At 51.4% G+C, this 20,582-nt stretch carries 1 protein-coding gene; it reads right to left on the bottom strand.

All coding sequences use genetic code 11. From position 1 onward, the window contains the following. Positions 1-13: 13 nt before the first annotated feature. Positions 14-20,395 carry a tandem-95 repeat protein gene (locus AB0763_RS05445; protein ID WP_368643925.1) on the bottom strand — a complete coding sequence of 6,794 codons (20,382 nt, stop codon included), beginning with the start codon at positions 20,393-20,395 and terminating at the stop codon, positions 14-16. Positions 20,396-20,582: the final 187 nt, after the last annotated feature.

The raw sequence follows: 20,582 nt of genomic DNA, 5'->3' as shown, positions 1-20,582 counted from the left end.
ATCCCCTTTAATATTAACTTAATAATTTTATTATTTTTGATAGTTCACTCAATTTACTTGTAACAATTTCATTGATTTGCTCTTCTGTATCTAATTCATTTGCAATAACTTCATTTATATCTTCACCTTGATTGAGTGTAGTCAAGATCTCATCTAACAACTGAACATCATCGATAATTCCTTCACTTTCTAGGGTATTTATTATCGAAGTGAGATCTTGATCAGCATTTAATACCGTATCAATGCCGGCCAGTGACTGAATGGTATTCAAAGCAGTTAATGTAGAAACATCACCCGATAAATCGGTTATTCCTCCCAATTGATTAACGCCATTTACCGCTTCTAAGATTAAGGGATCATATTCAGCAATTTGGTCATATAACACTTGTGTTTCAGTCACAGCCTCAATGCTATTTTGCAGTACATTGACTGTTGAAACTGTAACAGGTGGGTTCACTTCAATGGTTAATGTGACGACTTCTTCATTTCCATCTGAATCGGTAAATTGGATTTCAATAATATCATTACCAACAAACACACCATCTGATTGGTAACTAAACTCGCTGCCATTGATACCACTTACAATGCCATTGCCACTATTGACATTATTAATCTCAAAGTTGTTACCATCTGGATCTGTGACAAACTCTGTAATATCGATAGTTATCAACTCGCTTTGGTCGATTACGAGTGGCTCATTATTGTTAACCACAACACTGTCATTCACACCTTGAACCAATACCGATACTGTACCGCTAACAGTACTCGTGCCATCTGTCATGTTATAAGTAATTTGAGCTAAACCATTGAAGTTTTCGGTTGGAGTATAACGAATCTGTCCGTTTTCGATGGATACCTCGCCCGTATTAGACTCAACAAATACCGTGGTAAGAGATAAACTATCACCGTCATTATCGACATCATTGGCTAATACATCGATCAGAACGCTACTGTCTTCCAATATTTCAACACTATCAGTATTGGCCACTGGAATATCATCCACTGATAAAACAATAACTTTGGTGCTGGCTTCAACTTGATTGGTACCATCACTAACAATGTAATTAATGGTGACTTCACCGTTATAGTTTTCCGCAGGTGTGAAAGCTATCTGATCATTAACGATCGTTACGCTGCCTTGCTCGGCTGGCACACTCACCTCAGTGATCGACACATTATCGCCATCGACGTCTTGAACATTGGCCAAGACATCAATGCTAATGGTGGTCTCTTCTTGTGTGGTCACTTCGCTATCGCTGGTCACTGTTGGAGCGTCATTAGCCGCCACGACGGTGACAGTCACGTTCGCTGTATCGGTGGTGGTGCCATCACTGACGGTGTAGCTGATGTTAGCCGTGCCGTTAAAGTTGGTCGCTGGGGTGTAGATGATTTGGTTATCGACAATCGCCACACTGCCTTGCCCTTCAGCAATACTCACGCTGCTGAGCGTCAACGCATTGCCATCGGCATCGGCATCGGCATCGGCATCGGTGTCGTTAGCTAAGACATCTAAGGTCACCGTTGTATCTTCGTTAGTACTACCGGTGTCGTCACTCGCCACCGGACCGTCATTGACGTTGGTCACCACTACGGTGGCCACCGCGCTTGAGGTCGCCGTGCCATCACTGATGGTGTAGCTGATACTCGCATTGCCGACAAAATCGGCCGCCGGGGTAAATTCAAGCTGGCCATTGACGATCGCCACGCTGCCTTGCTCGGGAGGTACACTGGCGTCGCTTATGGTCAAGGTATCGCCATCCACGTCTTGGACATTGGCCAAGACATCAATGCTAACCGTGGTCTCTTCTTGCGTGGTCACTTCGCTATCGCTGGTCACTGTTGGAGCGTCATTGACCGCCACGACGGTGACAGTCACATTCGCTGTATCGGTGGTGGTGCCATCACTGACCGTGTAAGTGATGTTAGCGGTGCCGTTAAAGTTGGCTGCCGGCGTGTAGACAATTTGATTATCAACAATCGACACGCTACCTTGCCCTTCAGCAATACTCACGGCGCTGAGCGTCAACACATTGCCATCGGCATCGGTGTCGTTAGCCAACACATCTAAGGTCACTGCCGTGTCTTCGTTGGTGCTGCCGGTGTCGTCGCTCGCCACCGGACCGTCATTGACGTTGGTCACCACGACCACCGCACTGCCTGTCGCCGTCTCTGAGCCATCACTCACGGTATAACTGATGGTGGCATTACCGGTGAAGTTCTCAACGGGGGTAAACTCGATTTCACCATTGACGATCGCTACGCTGCCTTGCTCAACCGGCACACTCACCTCGGTGATCGACACGCTATCGCCATCAACATCTTGGACATTGGCCAAGACATCAATGCGGACTGTGGTGTCTTCTTGAGTAGTGACTTCAGTATCACTGGTGACTACTGGCGCGTCATTGACCGCCACGACGGTGACAGTCACGTTCGCCGTATCCGTAGTAGTGCCGTCGCTGATGGTGTAGCTGATGTTAGCGGTGCCGTTAAAGTTAGCTGCCGGCGTATAGACAATTTGATTATCAACAATCGACACGCTACCTTGCCCTTCAGCGATGGTGACGCTTGAAATGGTCAAGGCATTGCCATCGGCATCGGTGTCGTTGGCTAAGACATCTAAGGTGACCGATGTATCTTCGTTAGTACTACCGGTGTCGTCACTCGCCACCGGGCCGTCATTGACGTTGGTCACCACGACTACTGCACTGCCTGTCGCCGTGTCTGCGCCATCACTCACGGTGTAACTGATGGTGGCATTACCGGTGAAGTCCACTGCGGGGGTAAACTCGATTTCACCATTGACGATCGTTGCCGTACCTTGCTCGGTTGGCACACTCACCTCGGTGATCGACACGCTATCGCCATCGACGTCTTGAACATTGGCCAAAACATCAATGCTAACCGTGGTCTCTTCTTGCGTGGTCACTTCGCTATCGCTGGTCACCACCGGCGAGTCATTGACCGCCACGACGGTCACAGTCACATTCGCCGTATCCGTGGTGGTGCCATCACTGACCGTGTAGCTGATGTTAGCGGTGCCGTTAAAGTTGGCTGCTGGCGTGTAGACGATTTGATTGTCGACAATCGCCACACTGCCTTGCCCTTCAGCGATGGTCACGCCTGAAATGGTCAAGGCATTGCCATCGGCATCGGTGTCGTTAGCCAGGACATCTAAGGTCACTGCCGTGTCTTCGTTGGTGCTGCCGGTGTCGTCGTTTGCGACCGGGCCATCATTGACGTTGGTCACCACGACCACCGCACTGCCCGTGGCATCAGCCTGACCATCACTCACGGTGTAACTGATGGTGACATTGCCGGTGAAGTCCACTGCGGGGGTGAACTCGATTTCGCCATCAACGATTGTTGCCGTACCTTGTTCGGCTGGCACACTCACCTCAGTGATCGACACGCTATCGCCATCGACGTCTTGAACATTGGCCAAGACATCAATGCTAATGGTGGTCTCTTCTTGCGTGGTCACTTCGCTATCACTGGTCACCACCGGCGCGTCATTGACCGCCACAACGGTAACAGTCACGTTCGCCGTATCGGTAGTAGTGCCATCGCTGACCGTGTAGCTGATGTTAGCGGTGCCGTTAAAGTTGGCTGCCGGCGTGTAGACGATTTGATTGTCGACAATCGCCACACTGCCTTGCCCTTCAGCGATGGTCACGCCTGAAATGGTCAACGCATTGCCATCGGCATCGGTGTCGTTAGCCAACACATCTAAGGTAACTGCCGTGTCTTCGTTGGTGCTGCCGGTGTCGTCGCTCGCCACCGGACCGTCATTGACGTTGGTCACCACGACCACCGCACTGCCTGTCGCCGTCTCTGAGCCATCACTCACGGTATAACTGATGGTGGCATTGCCGGTGAAGTTCTCAACGGGGGTAAACTCGATTTCACCATTGACGATCGCTACGCTGCCTTGCTCAACCGGCACACTCACCTCGGTAATCGACACGCTATCGCCATCAACATCTTGGACATTGGCCAAGACATCAATGCGGACTGTGGTGTCTTCTTGAGTAGTGACTTCAGTATCACTGGTGACTACTGGCGCGTCATTGACCGCCACGACGGTGACAGTCACGTTCGCCGTATCCGTAGTAGTGCCGTCGCTGATGGTGTAGCTGATGTTAGCGGTGCCGTTAAAGTTAGCTGCCGGCGTGTAGACAATTTGATTATCAACAATCGACACGCTACCTTGCCCTTCAGCAATACTCACGCCGCTGAGCGTCAACGCATTGCCATCGGCATCGGTGTCATTGGCTAAGACATCTAAGGTGACCGATGTATCTTCGTTGGTGCTGCCGGTGTCGTCGTTTACGACCGGGCCGTCATTGACGTTGGTCACTACGACCACCGCACTGCCTGTCGCCGTCTCTGAGCCATCACTCACGGTATAACTGATGGTGGCATTGCCGGTGAAGTCCACTGCGGGGGTAAACTCGATTTCACCATTAACGACTGTTGCCGTACCTTGCTCGGCTGGCACACTCACCTCGGTGATCGACACCGTATCGCCATCAACGTCCTGGACATTGGCCAAGACATCAATGCTAATGGTGGTCTCCTCTTGCGTGGTCACTTCGCTATCACTGGTGACTGTTGGAGCGTCATTGACCGCCACGACGGTGACAGTCACATTCGCTGTATCCGTGGTGGTGCCATCACTGACGGTGTAGCTGATGTTAGCGGTGCCGTTAAAGTTGGTCGCTGGGGTGTAGACGATTTGGTTATCGACAATCGCCACACTGCCTTGCCCTTCAGCGATGGTGACGCCTGAAATGGTCAAGGCATTGCCATCGGCATCGGTGTCGTTAGCCAGGACATCTAAGGTCACTGCCGTGTCTTCGTTGGTGCTGCCGGTATCGTCGTTTGCGACTGGGCCGTCATTGACGTTGGTCACTACGACCACCGCACTGCCTGTCGCCGTCTCTGAGCCATCACTCACGGTATAACTGATGGTGGCATTACCGGTGAAGTTCTCAACGGGGGTAAACTCGATTTCACCATTGACGATCGCTACGCTGCCTTGCTCAACCGGCACACTCACCTCGGTGATCGACACGCTATCGCCATCAACATCTTGGACATTGGCCAAGACATCAATGCGGACTGTGGTGTCTTCTTGAGTAGTGACTTCAGTATCACTGGTGACTACTGGCGCGTCATTGACCGCCACGACGGTGACAGTCACATTCGCTGTATCCGTGGTGGTGCCATCACTGACGGTGTAGCTGATGTTAGCGGTGCCGTTAAAGTTTGCTGCCGGTGTGTAGACGATTTGGTTATCGACAATCGCCACACTGCCTTGCCCTTCAGCGATGGTCACGCCTGAAATGGTCAAGGCATTGCCATCGGCATCGGTGTCGTTAGCCAGGACATCTAAGGTCACTGCCGTGTCTTCGTTGGTGCTGCCGGTATCGTCGTTTGCGACTGGGCCGTCATTGACGTTGGTCACCACGACCACCGCGCTGCCCGTTGCCGTGTCTGTACCATCACTCACGGTATAACTGATGGTGGCATTACCGGTGAAGTTCTCAGCGGGGGTGAATTCAATTTCACCATTGACGATCGTTGCCGTACCTTGTTCGGCTGGCACACTCACCTCAGTGATCGACACGCTATCGCCATCGACGTCTTGAACATTGGCCAAGACATCAATGCTAATGGTGGTCTCTTCTTGCGTGGTCACTTCGCTATCACTGGTGACTACCGGCGCGTCATTGACCGCCACAACGGTAACAGTCACGTTCGCCGTATCGGTAGTAGTGCCATCGCTGACCGTGTAGCTGATATTAGCCGTGCCATTAAAGTTTGCTGCCGGCGTGTAGACGATTTGGTTATCGACGATCACCACACTGCCTTGCCCATCGGCAATGGTCACGCCGCTGAGCGTCAACGCATTGCCATCGGCATCGGTGTCGTTAGCCAGGACATCTAAGGTCACTGCCGTGTCTTCGTTGGTGCTGCCGGTGTCGTCGCTCGCCACCGGACCGTCATTGACGTTGGTCACCACGACCACCGCACTGCCTGTCGCCGTCTCTGAGCCATCACTCACGGTATAACTGATGGTGGCATTACCGGTGAAGTTCTCAACGGGGGTAAACTCGATTTCACCATTGACGATCGCTACGCTGCCTTGCTCAACCGGCACACTCACCTCGGTGATCGACACGCTATCGCCATCAACATCTTGGACATTGGCCAAGACATCAATGCGGACTGTGGTGTCTTCTTGAGTAGTGACTTCAGTATCACTGGTGACTACTGGCGCGTCATTGACCGCCACGACGGTGACAGTCACGTTCGCCGTATCCGTAGTAGTGCCGTCGCTGATGGTGTAGCTGATGTTAGCGGTGCCGTTAAAGTTAGCTGCCGGCGTGTAGACAATTTGATTATCAACAATCGACACGCTACCTTGCCCTTCAGCGATGGTCACGCCTGAAATGGTCAAGGCATTGCCATCGGCATCGGTGTCGTTGGCTAATACATCTAAGGTGACCGATGTATCTTCGTTAGTACTACCGGTGTCGTCACTCGCCACCGGACCGTCATTGACGTTGGTCACCACGACCACCGCACTGCCCGTGGCATCAGCCTGACCATCACTCACGGTATAACTGATGGTGGCATTGCCGATGAAGTTCTCAGCGGGGGTAAATTCAATTTCACCATTGACGATCGTTGCCGTGCCTTGCTCGGGCGGCACACTCACCTCAGTGATCGACACGCTATCGCCATCGACGTCTTGAACATTGGCCAAGACATCAATGCTAATGGTGGTCTCTTCTTGCGTGGTCACTTCGCTATCACTGGTGACTACCGGCGCGTCATTGACCGCCACAACGGTAACAGTCACGTTCGCCGTATCGGTAGTAGTGCCATCGCTGACCGTGTAGCTGATATTAGCCGTGCCATTAAAGTTTGCTGCCGGCGTGTAGACGATTTGGTTATCGACGATCACCACACTGCCTTGCCCATCGGCAATGGTCACGCCGCTGAGCGTCAACGCATTGCCATCGGCATCGGTGTCGTTAGCCAACACATCTAAGGTAACTGCCGTGTCTTCGTTGGTGCTGCCGGTGTCGTCGTTCGCCACTGGGCCGTCATTAACATTGGTCACTACCACCACCGCACTGCCCGTCGCCGTCTCTGTGCCATCGGTAACGGTATAACTGATGGTGGCATTGCCGGTGAAGTTCTCGGCGGGGGTGAATTCGATTTCACCATTGACGATCGTTGCCGTACCTTGCTCGGGCGGCACACTCACCTCGGTGATCGACACATTATCGCCATCGACGTCTTGAACATTGGCCAAAACATCAATGCGGACTGTGGTGTCTTCTTGAGTAGTGACTTCAGTATCACTGGTGACTACTGGCGCGTCATTGACCGCCACGACGGTGACAGTCACGTTCGCCGTATCCGTAGTAGTGCCGTCGCTGATGGTGTAGCTGATGTTAGCGGTGCCGTTAAAGTTAGCTGCCGGCGTGTAGACAATTTGATTATCAACAATCGACACGCTACCTTGCCCTTCAGCGATGGTCACGCCTGAAATGGTCAAGGCATTGCCATCGGCATCGGTGTCGTTGGCTAATACATCTAAGGTGACCGATGTATCTTCGTTAGTACTACCGGTGTCGTCACTCGCCACCGGACCGTCATTGACGTTGGTCACCACGACCACCGCGCTGCCCGTTGCCGTGTCTGTACCATCACTCACGGTATAACTGATGGTGGCATTACCGGTGAAGTTCTCAGCGGGGGTAAACTCGATTTCACCATTGACGATCGTTGCCGTACCTTGTTCGGCTGGCACACTCACCTCAGTGATCGACACATTATCGCCATCGACATCTTGAACATTTGCCAACACATCAATGCTAACCGTGGTCTCTTCTTGCGTGGTCACTTCGCTATCGCTGGTCACTGTTGGAGCGTCATTGACCGCCACAACGGTAACAGTCACGTTCGCCGTATCGGTAGTCGTGCCGTCGCTGATGGTGTAGCTGATGTTAGCGGTGCCGTTAAAGTTGGTCGCTGGGGTGTAGACGATTTGGTTATCGACAATCGCCACACTGCCTTGCCCTTCAGCGATGGTCACGCCTGAAATGGTCAAGGCATTGCCATCGGCATCGGTGTCGTTAGCCAGGACATCTAAGGTCACTGCCGTGTCTTCGTTGGTGCTGCCGGTATCGTCGTTTGCGACTGGGCCGTCATTGACGTTGGTCACTACGACCACCGCACTGCCTGTCGCCGTCTCTGAGCCATCACTCACGGTGTAACTGATGGTGGCATTGCCGGTGAAGTCCACTGCGGGGGTAAACTCGATTTCACCATTAACGACTGTTGCCGTACCTTGCTCGGCTGGCACACTCACCTCGGTGATCGACACCGTATCGTCATCAACGTCCTGGACATTGGCCAAGACATCAATGCTAATGGTGGTCTCCTCTTGCGTGGTCACTTCGCTATCACTGGTGACTGTTGGAGCGTCATTGACCGCCACGACGGTGACAGTCACATTCGCTGTATCCGTGGTGGTGCCATCACTGACGGTGTAGCTGATGTTAGCGGTGCCGTTAAAGTTGGTCGCTGGGGTGTAGACGATTTGGTTATCGACAATCGCCACACTGCCTTGCCCTTCAGCGATGGTCACGCCTGAAATGGTCAAGGCATTGCCATCGGCATCGGTGTCGTTAGCCAGGACATCTAAGGTCACTGCCGTGTCTTCGTTGGTGCTGCCGGTATAGTCGTTTGCGACTGGGCCGTCATTGACGTTGGTCACCACGACCACCGCGCTGCCCGTTGCCGTGTCTGTACCATCACTCACGGTATAACTGATGGTGGCATTACCGGTGAAGTTCTCAGCGGGGGTAAATTCAATTTCACCATTGACGATCGTTGCCGTACCTTGTTCGGCTGGCACACTCACCTCGGTGATCGACACGCTATCGCCATCAACGTCTTGAACATTGGCCAAGACATCAATGCGGACTGTGGTGTCTTCTTGAGTAGTGACTTCAGTATCACTGGTGACTACCGGCGCGTCATTGACCGCCACGACAGTAACAGTCGCCGTTGCTGTATCGGTAGTCGTGCCATCACTGATGGTGTAGCTGATATTAGCCGTGCCGTTGAAGTTGGTCGCTGGCGTGTAGACGATTTGATTATTGACAATCGCCACACTGCCTTGCCCTTCAGCAATGGTCACGCCTGAAACGGTCAAGGCATTGCCATCGGCATCAGTGTCGTTAGCCAGGACATCTAGGGTCACCGCCGTGTCTTCGTTGGTGCTGCCGGTGTCGTCGTTTGCGACCGGGCCATCATTGACGTTGGTCACCACCACTACCGCACTGCCTGTCGCCGTCTCTGAGCCATCACTCACGGTGTAACTGATGGTGACATTGCCGATGAAGTTCTCAGCGGGGGTAAATTCAATTTCACCATTGACGATCGTTGCCGTGCCTTGCTCGGCTGGCACACTCACCTCGGTGATCGACAGGCTATCGCCATCAACGTCTTGAACATTAGCCAAAACATCAATGCTAACCGTGGTCTCCTCTTGCGTGGTCACTTCGCTATCACTGGTGACTACCGGCGCGTCATTGACCGCCACAACGGTAACAGTCACGTTCGCCGTATCCGTGGTCGTGCCATCACTGATGGTGTAGCTGATATTAGCCGTGCCGTTGAAGTTGGTCGCCGGCGTGTAGACAATTTGATTATCAACAATCGCCACACTGCCTTGCCCTTCAGCGATGGTCACGCCTGAAACGGTCAAGACATTGCCATCGGCATCGGTGTCGTTAGCCAACACATCTAAGGTCACCGCCGCGTCTTCGTTGGTGCTGCCGGTGTCGTCGTTAGCGACCGGGCCGTCATTGACGTTGGTAACTACCACCACCGCACTGCCTGTCGCCGTCTCTGCGCCATCACTCACGGTGTAACTGATGGTGACATTGCCGGTGAAGTCCACTGCAGGGGTGAACTCGATTTCACCATCAACGATCGTTGCCGTACCTTGCTCGGTCGGCACACTCACCTCGGTGATCGACACCGTATCGCCATCGACGTCTTGGGCATTGGCCAAGACATCAATGCGGACTGTGGTTTCTTCTTGAGTAGTGACTTCAGTATCACTGGTGACTACCGGCGCGTCATTGACCGCCACGACAGTAACAGTCGCCGTTGCTGTATCGGTAGTCGTGCCATCACTGATGGTGTAGCTGATATTAGCCGTGCCGTTGAAGTTGGTCGCTGGCGTGTAGACGATTTGGTTATCGACGATCGCCACACTGCCTTGCCCTTCAGCAATGGTCACGCCTGAAATGGTCAAAGCATTGCCATCGGCATCGGTGTCGTTAGCTAAAACATCTAAGGTCACCACTGTGTCTTCGTTGGTGCTACCGGTGTCATCATTGGCATTGGGGGACTGATTAATACCAGCATTAACTATAACTACCGCATTACCATTAGTGCTCTCTTGTCCATCACTAACTGTGTAAGTTATATTTGCATTACCAGTAAATCCCAAGGCAGGTGTATATTCGATAACATTATTATCGATTATAACAGTGCCTTCGTCAGTAGGAACATTAACACTTTCTAATGTTAATGTGTCATTATCAGGGTCAGTTACATTTACTAGTACATCTATAGTGACTGACGTACTTATAGTCGTAGACTCTGTCGTATCACTGATAACAACCGGCGCGTCATTGACCGCCACAACGGTAACAGTCACGTTCGCCGTATCCGTGGTCGTGCCATCACTGACCGTGTAGCTGATGTTAGCCGTGCCGTTAAAGTTGGCTGCTGGCGTGTAGACAATTTGATTATCAACAATCGCCGCACTGCCTTGCCCTTCAGCGATGGTGACGCCTGAAATAGTCAAGGCATTACCATCGGCATCGGTGTCATTAGCCAGAACATCTAAGGTCACCGCCGCGTCTTCGTTGGTGCTACCGGTGTCGTCACTCGCCACCGGGCCGTCATTGACGTTGGTTACCACCACTACTGCACTGCCTGTCGCCGTGTCTGCGCCATCACTCACGGTGTAACTGATGGTTGCATTGCCGGTGAAGTTCTCGGCTGGGGTAAACTCGATTTCGCCATCAACGATCGTTGCTGTACCTTGCTCGGTCGGCACACTCACCTCGGTGATCGACACCGTATCGCCATCAACGTCTTGAACATTGGCCAAGACATCAATGCGTACTGTCGTTTCTTCTTGAGTAGTGACTTCAGTATCACTGGTCACCACCGGCGCGTCATTGACCGCCACAACGGTAACAGTCACGTTCGCCGTATCGGTAGTAGTGCCATCGCTGACCGTGTAGCTGATGTTGGCGGTGCCGTTGAAGTTTTCCGCCGGCGTGTAGACGATTTGATTGTCCACAATCGTCACACTGCCTTGCCCCTCACCAATACTCACGCTTGAAATGGTCAAGGCATTACCATCGGCATCGGTGTCATTGGCTAAGACATCTAAGGTGACCGATGTATCTTCGTTGGTGCTACCGGTGTCGTCACTCGCCACCGGGCCGTCATTGACGTTGGTCACCACGACTACTGCACTGCCTGTCGCCGTGTCTGCGCCATCACTCACGGTGTAACTGATGGTTGCATTGCCGGTGAAGTTCTCGGCTGGGGTAAACTCGATTTCGCCATCAACGATCGTTGCTGTACCTTGCTCGGTCGGCACACTCACCTCGGTGATCGACACCGTATCGCCATCAACGTCTTGAACATTGGCCAAGACATCAATGCGGACTGTCGTTTCTTCTTGAGTAGTGACTTCAGTATCACTGGTCACCACCGGCGTGTCATTGACCGCCACAACGGTAACAGTCACGTTCGCCGTATCGGTAGTCGTGCCATCGCTGACCGTGTAGCTGATGTTGGCGGTGCCGTTGAAGTTTTCCGCCGGCGTGTAGACGATTTGATTGTCCACAATCGTCACACTGCCTTGCCCCTCACCAATACTCACGCTTGAAATAGTCAAGGCATTGCCATCGGCATCGGTGTCGTTAGCTAAGACATCTAAGGTCACCGTTGTGTCTTCGTTGGTGCTACCGGTGTCGTCACTCGCCACCGGGCCGTCATTGACGTTGGTCACCACCACGGTGGCCACCGCACTTGAGGTCGCCGTGCCATCACTGATGGTGTAGCTGATACTCGCATTGCCGACAAAATCGGCCGCCGGGGTAAATTCAAGCTGGCCATTGACGATCGCCACGCTGCCTTGCTCGGGAGGTACACTGGCGTCGCTGATGGTCAAGGTATCGCCATCCACGTCTGTATCGTTGGCCAACACATCAATGGTCACTACGGTTTCTTCAGCGGTGGTAGCATTATCATTCACTGCCTGCGGGCCATCGTTGACCGCCACAACGGTGACAGTCACGTTCGCCGTATCGGTAGTCGTGCCATCGCTGATGGTGTAGCTGATGTTAGCCGTGCCGTTAAAGTTGGCTGCCGGCGTGTAAACAATTTCATTGTCGACAATCGACACACTGCCTTGCCCCTCACCAATACTCACGCTTGAAATAGTCAAGGCATTACCATCGGCATCGGTGTCATTGGCTAAGACATCTAAGGTCACCGTTGTATCTTCGTTGGTGCTACCGGTGTCGTCACTCGCCACCGGACCGTCATTGACGTTGGTCACCACCACGGTGGCCACCGCGCTTGAGGTCGCCGTGCCATCACTGATGGTGTAGCTGATACTCGCATTGCCGACAAAATCGGCCGCCGGGGTAAATTCAAGCTGGCCATTGACGATCGCCACGCTGCCTTGCTCGGGAGGTACACTGGCGTCGCTGATGGTCAAGGTATCGCCATCCACGTCTGTATCGTTGGCCAACACATCAATGGTCACTACGGTTTCTTCAGCGGTGGTAGCATTATCATTCACCGCCTGCGGGCCATCGTTGACCGCCACGACCGTCACGGTCACGTTCGCCGTATCCGTGGTGGTACCATCGCTGACCGTGTAGCTAATGTTGGCGGTGCCGTTAAAGTTTGTTGCCGGCGTGTAGACAATTTCATTATCGACGATCGTCACACTGCCTTGCCCCTCACCAATACTCACGCTTGAAATAGTCAAGGCATTGCCATCGGCATCGGTGTCATTGGCTAAGACATCTAAGGTCACCGTTGTATCTTCGTTGGTGCTACCGGTGTCGTCACTCGCCACCGGACCGTCATTGACGTTGGTCACCACCACGGTGGCCACCGCGCTTGAGGTCGCCGTGCCATCACTGATGGTGTAGCTGATACTCGCATTGCCGACAAAATCGGCCGCCGGGGTAAATTCAAGCTGGCCATTGACGATCGCCACGCTGCCTTGCTCAGGAGGTACACTGGCGTCGCTAATGGTCAAGGTATCGCCATCCACGTCTGTATCGTTGGCCAATACATCAATGGTCACCACGGTTTCTTCAGCGGTGGTAGCATTATCATTCACCGCCTGCGGGCCATCGTTGACCGCCACAACGGTGACAGTCACGTTCGCCGTATCGGTAGTCGTGCCATCGCTGACCGTGTAGCTAATGTTGGCGGTGCCATTGAAGTTTTCCGCCGGCGTGTAGACGATTTGATTGTCCACAATCGTCACACTGCCTTGCCCCTCACCAATACTCACGCTTGAAATAGTCAAGGCATTGCCATCGGCATCGGTGTCGTTAGCTAAGACATCTAAGGTCACCGTTGTGTCTTCGTTGGTGCTACCGGTGTCGTCACTCGCCACCGGACCGTCATTAACGTTGGTCACCACCACGGTGGCCACCGCACTTGAGGTCGCCGTGCCATCACTGATGGTGTAGCTGATACTCGCATTGCCGACAAAATCGGCCGCCGGGGTAAATTCAAGCTGGCCATTGACGATCGCCACGCTGCCTTGCTCGGGAGGTACACTGGCGTCGCTAATGGTCAAGGTATCGCCATCCACGTCTGTATCGTTGGCCAATACATCAATGGTCACCACGGTTTCTTCAGCGGTGGTAGCATTATCATTCACCGCCTGCGGGCCATCGTTGACCGCCACAACGGTAACGGTCACGTTCGCCGTATCGGTAGTCGTGCCATCACTGACCGTGTAGCTGATGTTGGCGGTGCCGTTGAAGTTGGTCGCTGGGGTGTAGACAATTTCATTGTCCACAATCGACACGCTGCCTTGCCCTTCAGCGATAGTGACGTCTGAAATGGTCAAAGTATTGCCATCAGCATCGGTGTCATTGGCTAAGACATCTAAGGTCACCGCTGTATCTTCGTTGGTGCTACCGGTGTCGTCGTTCGCCACCGGGCCATCGTTGACGTTGGTCACCACCACGGTGGCCACCGCGCTTGAGGTCGCCGTGCCATCACTGATGGTGTAGCTGATACTCGCATTGCCGACAAAATCGGCCGCCGGGGTAAATTCAAGCTGGCCATTGACGATCGCCACGCTGCCTTGCTCGGGAGGTACACTGGCGTCGCTAATGGTCAAGGTATCGCCATCCACGTCTGTATCGTTGGCCAACACATCAATGGTCACCACGGTTTCTTCAGCGGTGGTAGCATTATCATTCACTGCCTGCGGGCCATCGTTGACCGCCACGACGGTCACGGTCACGTTCGCCGTATCCGTGGTGGTGCCATCGCTGACCGTGTAGCTGATGTTGGCGGTGCCGTTAAAGTTTGCTGCCGGCGTGTAGACAATTTCATTGTCGACAATCGCCACGCTGCCTTGTCCTTCAGCGATAGTGACGTCTGAAATGGTCAAGGCATTGCCATCGGCATCGGTGTCGTTAGCTAAGACATCTAAGGTCACCGCTGTGTCTTCGTTGGTACTGCCGGTGTCGTCACTCGCCACCGGGCCATCGTTGACGTTGGTCACCACCACGGTGGCCACCGCACTTGAGGTCGCCGTGCCATCACTGATGGTGTAGCTGATACTCGCATTGCCGACAAAATCGGCCGCCGGGGTAAATTCAAGCTGGCCATTGACGATCGCCACGCTGCCTTGCTCGGGAGGTACAATGGCGTCGCTAATGGTCAAGGTATCGCCATCCACGTCCGTGTCGTTGGCCAACACATCAATGGTCACCACGGTTTCTTCTGCGGTGGTAGCATTATCATTCACCGCCTGCGGGCCATCATTGACCGCCATGACCGTCACGGTCACATTCGCCGTATCGGTAGTCGTGCCATCACTGATGGTGTAGCTGATATTGGCCGTGCCGTTAAAGTTTGCTGCCGGCGTGTAAACAATTTGATTCTCAACAATCGTCACACTGCCTTGCCCCTCACCAATACTCACGCTTGAAATGGTCAAGGCATTGCCATCGGCATCGGTGTCGTTAGCTAAGACATCTAAGGTCACCGCTGTGTCTTCGTTGGTGCTACCGGTGTCGTCGTTCGCCACCGGACCGTCATTGACGTTGGTCACCACCACGGTAGCCACCGCACTTGAGGTCGCCGTGCCATCACTGATGGTGTAGCTGATACTCGCATTGCCGACAAAATCGGCCGCCGGGGTAAATTCAAGCTGGCCATTGACGATCGCCACGCTGCCTTGCTCGGGAGGTACACTGGCGTCGCTAATGGTCAAGGTATCGCCATCCACGTCTGTATCGTTGGCCAACACATCAATGGTCACTACGGTTTCTTCAGCGGTGGTAGCATTATCATTCACCGCCTGCGGGCCATCGTTGACCGCCACGACCGTCACGGTCACGTTCGCCGTATCCGTGGTGGTACCATCGCTGACCGTGTAGCTAATGTTGGCGGTGCCGTTAAAGTTTGTTGCCGGCGTGTAGACAATTTCATTATCGACGATCGTCACACTGCCTTGCCCCTCACCAATACTCACGCTTGAAATAGTCAAGGCATTGCCATCGGCATCGGTGTCATTGGCTAAGACATCTAAGGTCACCGTTGTATCTTCGTTGGTGCTACCGGTGTCGTCACTCGCCACCGGACCGTCATTGACGTTGGTCACCACCACGGTGGCCACCGCGCTTGAGGTCGCCGTGCCATCACTGATGGTGTAGCTGATACTCGCATTGCCGACAAAATCGGCCGCCGGGGTAAATTCAAGCTGGCCATTGACGATCGCCACGCTGCCTTGCTCGGGAGGTACACTGGCGTCGCTGATGGTCAAGGTATCGCCATCCACGTCTGTATCGTTGGCCAACACATCAATGGTCACTACGGTTTCTTCAGCGGTGGTAGCATTATCATTCACTGCCTGCGGGCCATCGTTGACCGCCACAACGGTGACAGTCACGTTCGCCGTATCGGTAGTCGTGCCATCGCTGATGGTGTAGCTGATGTTAGCCGTGCCGTTAAAGTTGGCTGCCGGCGTGTAAACAATTTCATTGTCGACAATCGACACACTGCCTTGCCCCTCACCAATACTCACGCTTGAAATAGTCAAGGCATTACCATCGGCATCGGTGTCATTGGCTAAGACATCTAAGGTCACCGTTGTATCTTCGTTGGTGCTACCGGTGTCGTCACTCGCCACCGGACCGTCATTGACGTTGGTCACCACCACGGTGGCCACCGCGCTTGAGGTCGCCGTGCCATCACTGATGGTGTAGCTGATACTCGCATTGCCGACAAAATCGGCCGCCGGGGTAAATTCAAGCTGGCCATTGACGATCGCCACGCTGCCTTGCTCGGGAGGTACACTGGCGTCGCTGATGGTCAAGGTATCGCCATCCACGTCTGTATCGTTGGCCAACACATCAATGGTCACTACGGTTTCTTCAGCGGTGGTAGCATTATCATTCACCGCCTGCGGACCATCGTTGACAGGATTAACCATAACTGTGACTAGCGCTGTCGACGTATCCATACCATCACTCACGGTATAGTTAATTGTTGCAGTGCCATTGAAGTTTGTTGATGGGGTAAAAACCAATTGGTTATTTACAATAGAAATACTGCCTTCGCCACTAACGAGACTCACTTGAGTGATCGTTAACGATTGACCTTCAACATCGCTATCATTCGATAAGACATCGATAATGACGGCGGTATCTTCATTAGTTGTTGCAGTATCATCAACGGCATCAGGAGCCTGATTTGCAATCACTGAAATCGTAATACTTGCTGTTTCTAATGTACCGTTCGATTCAACCGTATAAGTAATGATATCATCGCCCGTAAAACCGACATTGGGTGTATAGTTGAGATTGCCACTAGAATCTATACTGACAGTACCATAGGCCGAGGTAGTGTATTCTTTGACAGTTCTTGTCTCATTCTCGAAGGTATCATTATCGAGAACATTAACGCTCAGGCTACCTTGCTCCTGTACTGAATAGGTATCATCAACAATATCGGCCACGGCTCTAATTCCGAGTGGAATTTCAGCCGTTACAGATAAAGCCTGCCCTAATTGACCAAGAGCGACATCAATGGTGACTTCTCCGTTATAGTCCGCACCTGGCGTATAGACTAATTTGTTCAAAGCCACTTCAATATCAGCGGCCGAACCAGACAGAGTTAATATTTGCTCTTGATTGGCTCCCGTTGACTCACTGATATCGACGTTAACCGTCTCACTAAAAGATAAGCTGCCAAGTGGTACGTTTAACTCGACTTCTAAAATATCTCCATCGATATCGCCAATCGAGATTTGTTGACCAAGTACATCAGCAAAAACCAATGGCGTATCTTCATCAAACACATCGATAGTTGGAATAGAAATAGTCGGTAAGTCTACGACAGCAGTGACGACAACATTGATTACACCATCGGTTGTCGCCCCATCAGAGTCAACTACCGTGTAATTAATCGTATCAATACCATTAAAATTGGCATTAGGCTGATAGTCAAAAGTACCATCTTCAAGTACAGACACGGTACCGTTAACAGCTGTGACTGAATTATTATCAATGGTAATCGTATCACCATCGGGATCAGATGCATTGGCAAGAATATCAATATTTAAGTTTTGATCTTCTAACGCATTTAAGCTAACACCAGTCGACACCAAAGGAGGTGGATTGACAACATTCAATGTCAAATCAAGATCGACACTATCACCAAGCAAGTTTTGAGCAGTAACGGTAACATCATATGAACCGTTCGTTATTGCCGTTGATGCATCCGCAGCCAACACCCCACTTATGATACCAGTGACAGAGTCAATTGCGAGCCCATCGGGCAATCCGACTGCGCTGTAAGCATTTAATCCAATAATGCCCGAATCGACAAAACCCAATGAAGTATCAAGTAAAACCAGTTGCCCATCATTGAGCTGTAGTAACCCTAAGTCAATCAGATCAAAGCTGTCTTGGTTACCCACTAACACTTCGACATTGACAATTTCAACAGCCCCGCCGGAAGTCACCGCATAAGTAAAACTGTCTTGACCCGAAAAATCAGCCTCTGGGGTGTAAGTTACCTGGTTATTTTCACCCAGTGTCACGGTTCCATTTGCCGCACTTCCCACTGCCGTAATGACCGCGGTATTCTCAAAGTTATCATTACTAAGGGGTGAGAATTCAATTGAGGCGTTTGTCGTGGCTCGCACTGAATCTTCAACACCATCAGTAACGCCGCTGTAAGTCAGTCCGACGCTGTCATTCACCGTCAATTCACCATCACTAACCTCAATAGCTAGAGACGTCTGTCCGAAAAAGTCCGCATTTGGGGTTAACGACAACCCTTCCAATGCGGCATTGATATCACTGATCGAACCAGAAAAGGTGACCGAGCTATCATTTGTCCCCGTACCAGCAAGCAACGTTAACCCCGTTAACTGTGATAACGACACGACACCATCACTCGTTGATAGGGTCACCGTTAAAAGGTCGCCATTGAGATCATTCACCGAGATCGCGTTAGTATTAGTAGAAGAAAAGACGATCGTTTGTTCTTCTGCCACTGACAAATCTACCGGAAGCGTAATTTGTGGATTAACATTCTGGTTGATAACGTCAACATATACGGTTGCTGTTTCAGTTACACCGCCGCTTGTGACGGTATAATCAAATGAGTCTGAACCATGATAGTCGGCATTGGGGGTGTAGATAATAACGCCATTATTACCTATTGATACTTCGCCATTTTGAGGTTGGGTAACGGCCGTTACTGTCGCATCTAAATTCTCAAAGGTATCATTGGCTAAGACGTTAAAACTAACAGCATCGTTGCCAACAACCACAATGGAATCATCGACGATGTCCACTACCGCAGCAATCTCAATGATAGGCAGTGTGATCGATAATGAATCTATAGGTTGAAGTGAAAGATCAAGTAATGGTAATAGAGCATCACTTAGTGCCGTTAAACTAACCGTAAGGTTGACTGGGCCATTGTAATCTTCTTCTGGTGTATACAGCAGACCGGCCAATAACGTATTCACATCATCCGATGCGCCTTTAAGCGTGACAAGACCGGTTTCTTGGTCAGTCGAAACCTCGACATTTAAAGATTGTGGGTCATCATTGAAACTGAGATTGCCTAATTCCTTTGGTACCAAGAGTGTCACTTCAACAGCATTACTGTTCAAATTACCAACGCTGATTGAATTACCGCCTTCACTTAGAGAAATAATACCTTGATCTTCTGAAACCGGCGTCAGTGTCGGTAAGTTTATCGTTAATAAACCATCCAATGAGGACACCGCGCCATCAACAATATCATCAACATCTAAGAGCAATAGATTACTTTGCCAATTTTCCACCGCTAAACTCGGCTGCTCTACCTCACCAAGGATATATTCCAAGTCCCAATCACCATCAACACCTGTAGTATCATCGGAGGCAGCAATATCTGCAGACAATACATTACTCAAAGCTAGCAGTGTGTTTTGACCAGCCTCGGACTGTGCCAAATCACAACCGTAAATAAAGACATCTGCATCACTACTTAAAGATTGCGACCAATTTTGTAATTGTTCATGATACAAGGAAAGTATGGTGTCTTGGTTAATGCTGTCTGTACCCAACTCAAATGAGCCTTCTGAACTGGCATGGGTAAGAATATGCACAGCGGAATAATCGGCGCCATTATCAGTGAGAAAGTCGCTCAGCAAATCAACGCCACTCTCATTGGCGGAGATGTATAAAATCTGACTGCCATCGGGGATTTGTTCTTCTATTGCATTTAAGTCAGGTAAGCTTGCATCAATTACGTATAATTGTTGGCTCTGATCTGAACCTACCGTGCTTAACAAATCAGAAATTTGTTGATTTTCAGTCTGTGAAACCTTACTTTCCGTACCGTTCGCTTCACTTGTATCCCCATCAGATTGAGTACTAACTTCAGCGGTTGTGATCAGTGCAGCCGCATCAAAGAGCATGCGTTTTTCTATGGCGATTCTCTTCTCTAAGCTGCTAATTTTTTGACGGTTACGTTTTTTTGACGGTCTAAAAAACATGATTTAAGCCTCACAATTACATCTTATGTATAAGGCTAGTTCATGTATTAACTTTTGGCATTTCGAGCATCCGTATTTTCTGTGAAACATCTCTAAAAAAGCCAATGTAACACTATTACTGTTTCTGAAAATAAATTGCCAGTTTTAGATTTTACCGCTAACGTTAACACTAGGCCTAAGATGATAA

The organism is Vibrio sp. HB236076, from assembly GCF_040957575.1.
Lineage (GTDB): Bacteria > Pseudomonadota > Gammaproteobacteria > Enterobacterales > Vibrionaceae > Vibrio.
Note: the sequence above shows the minus strand (reverse complement) of the source record. Positions and strands in the feature narration are given on the sequence as shown.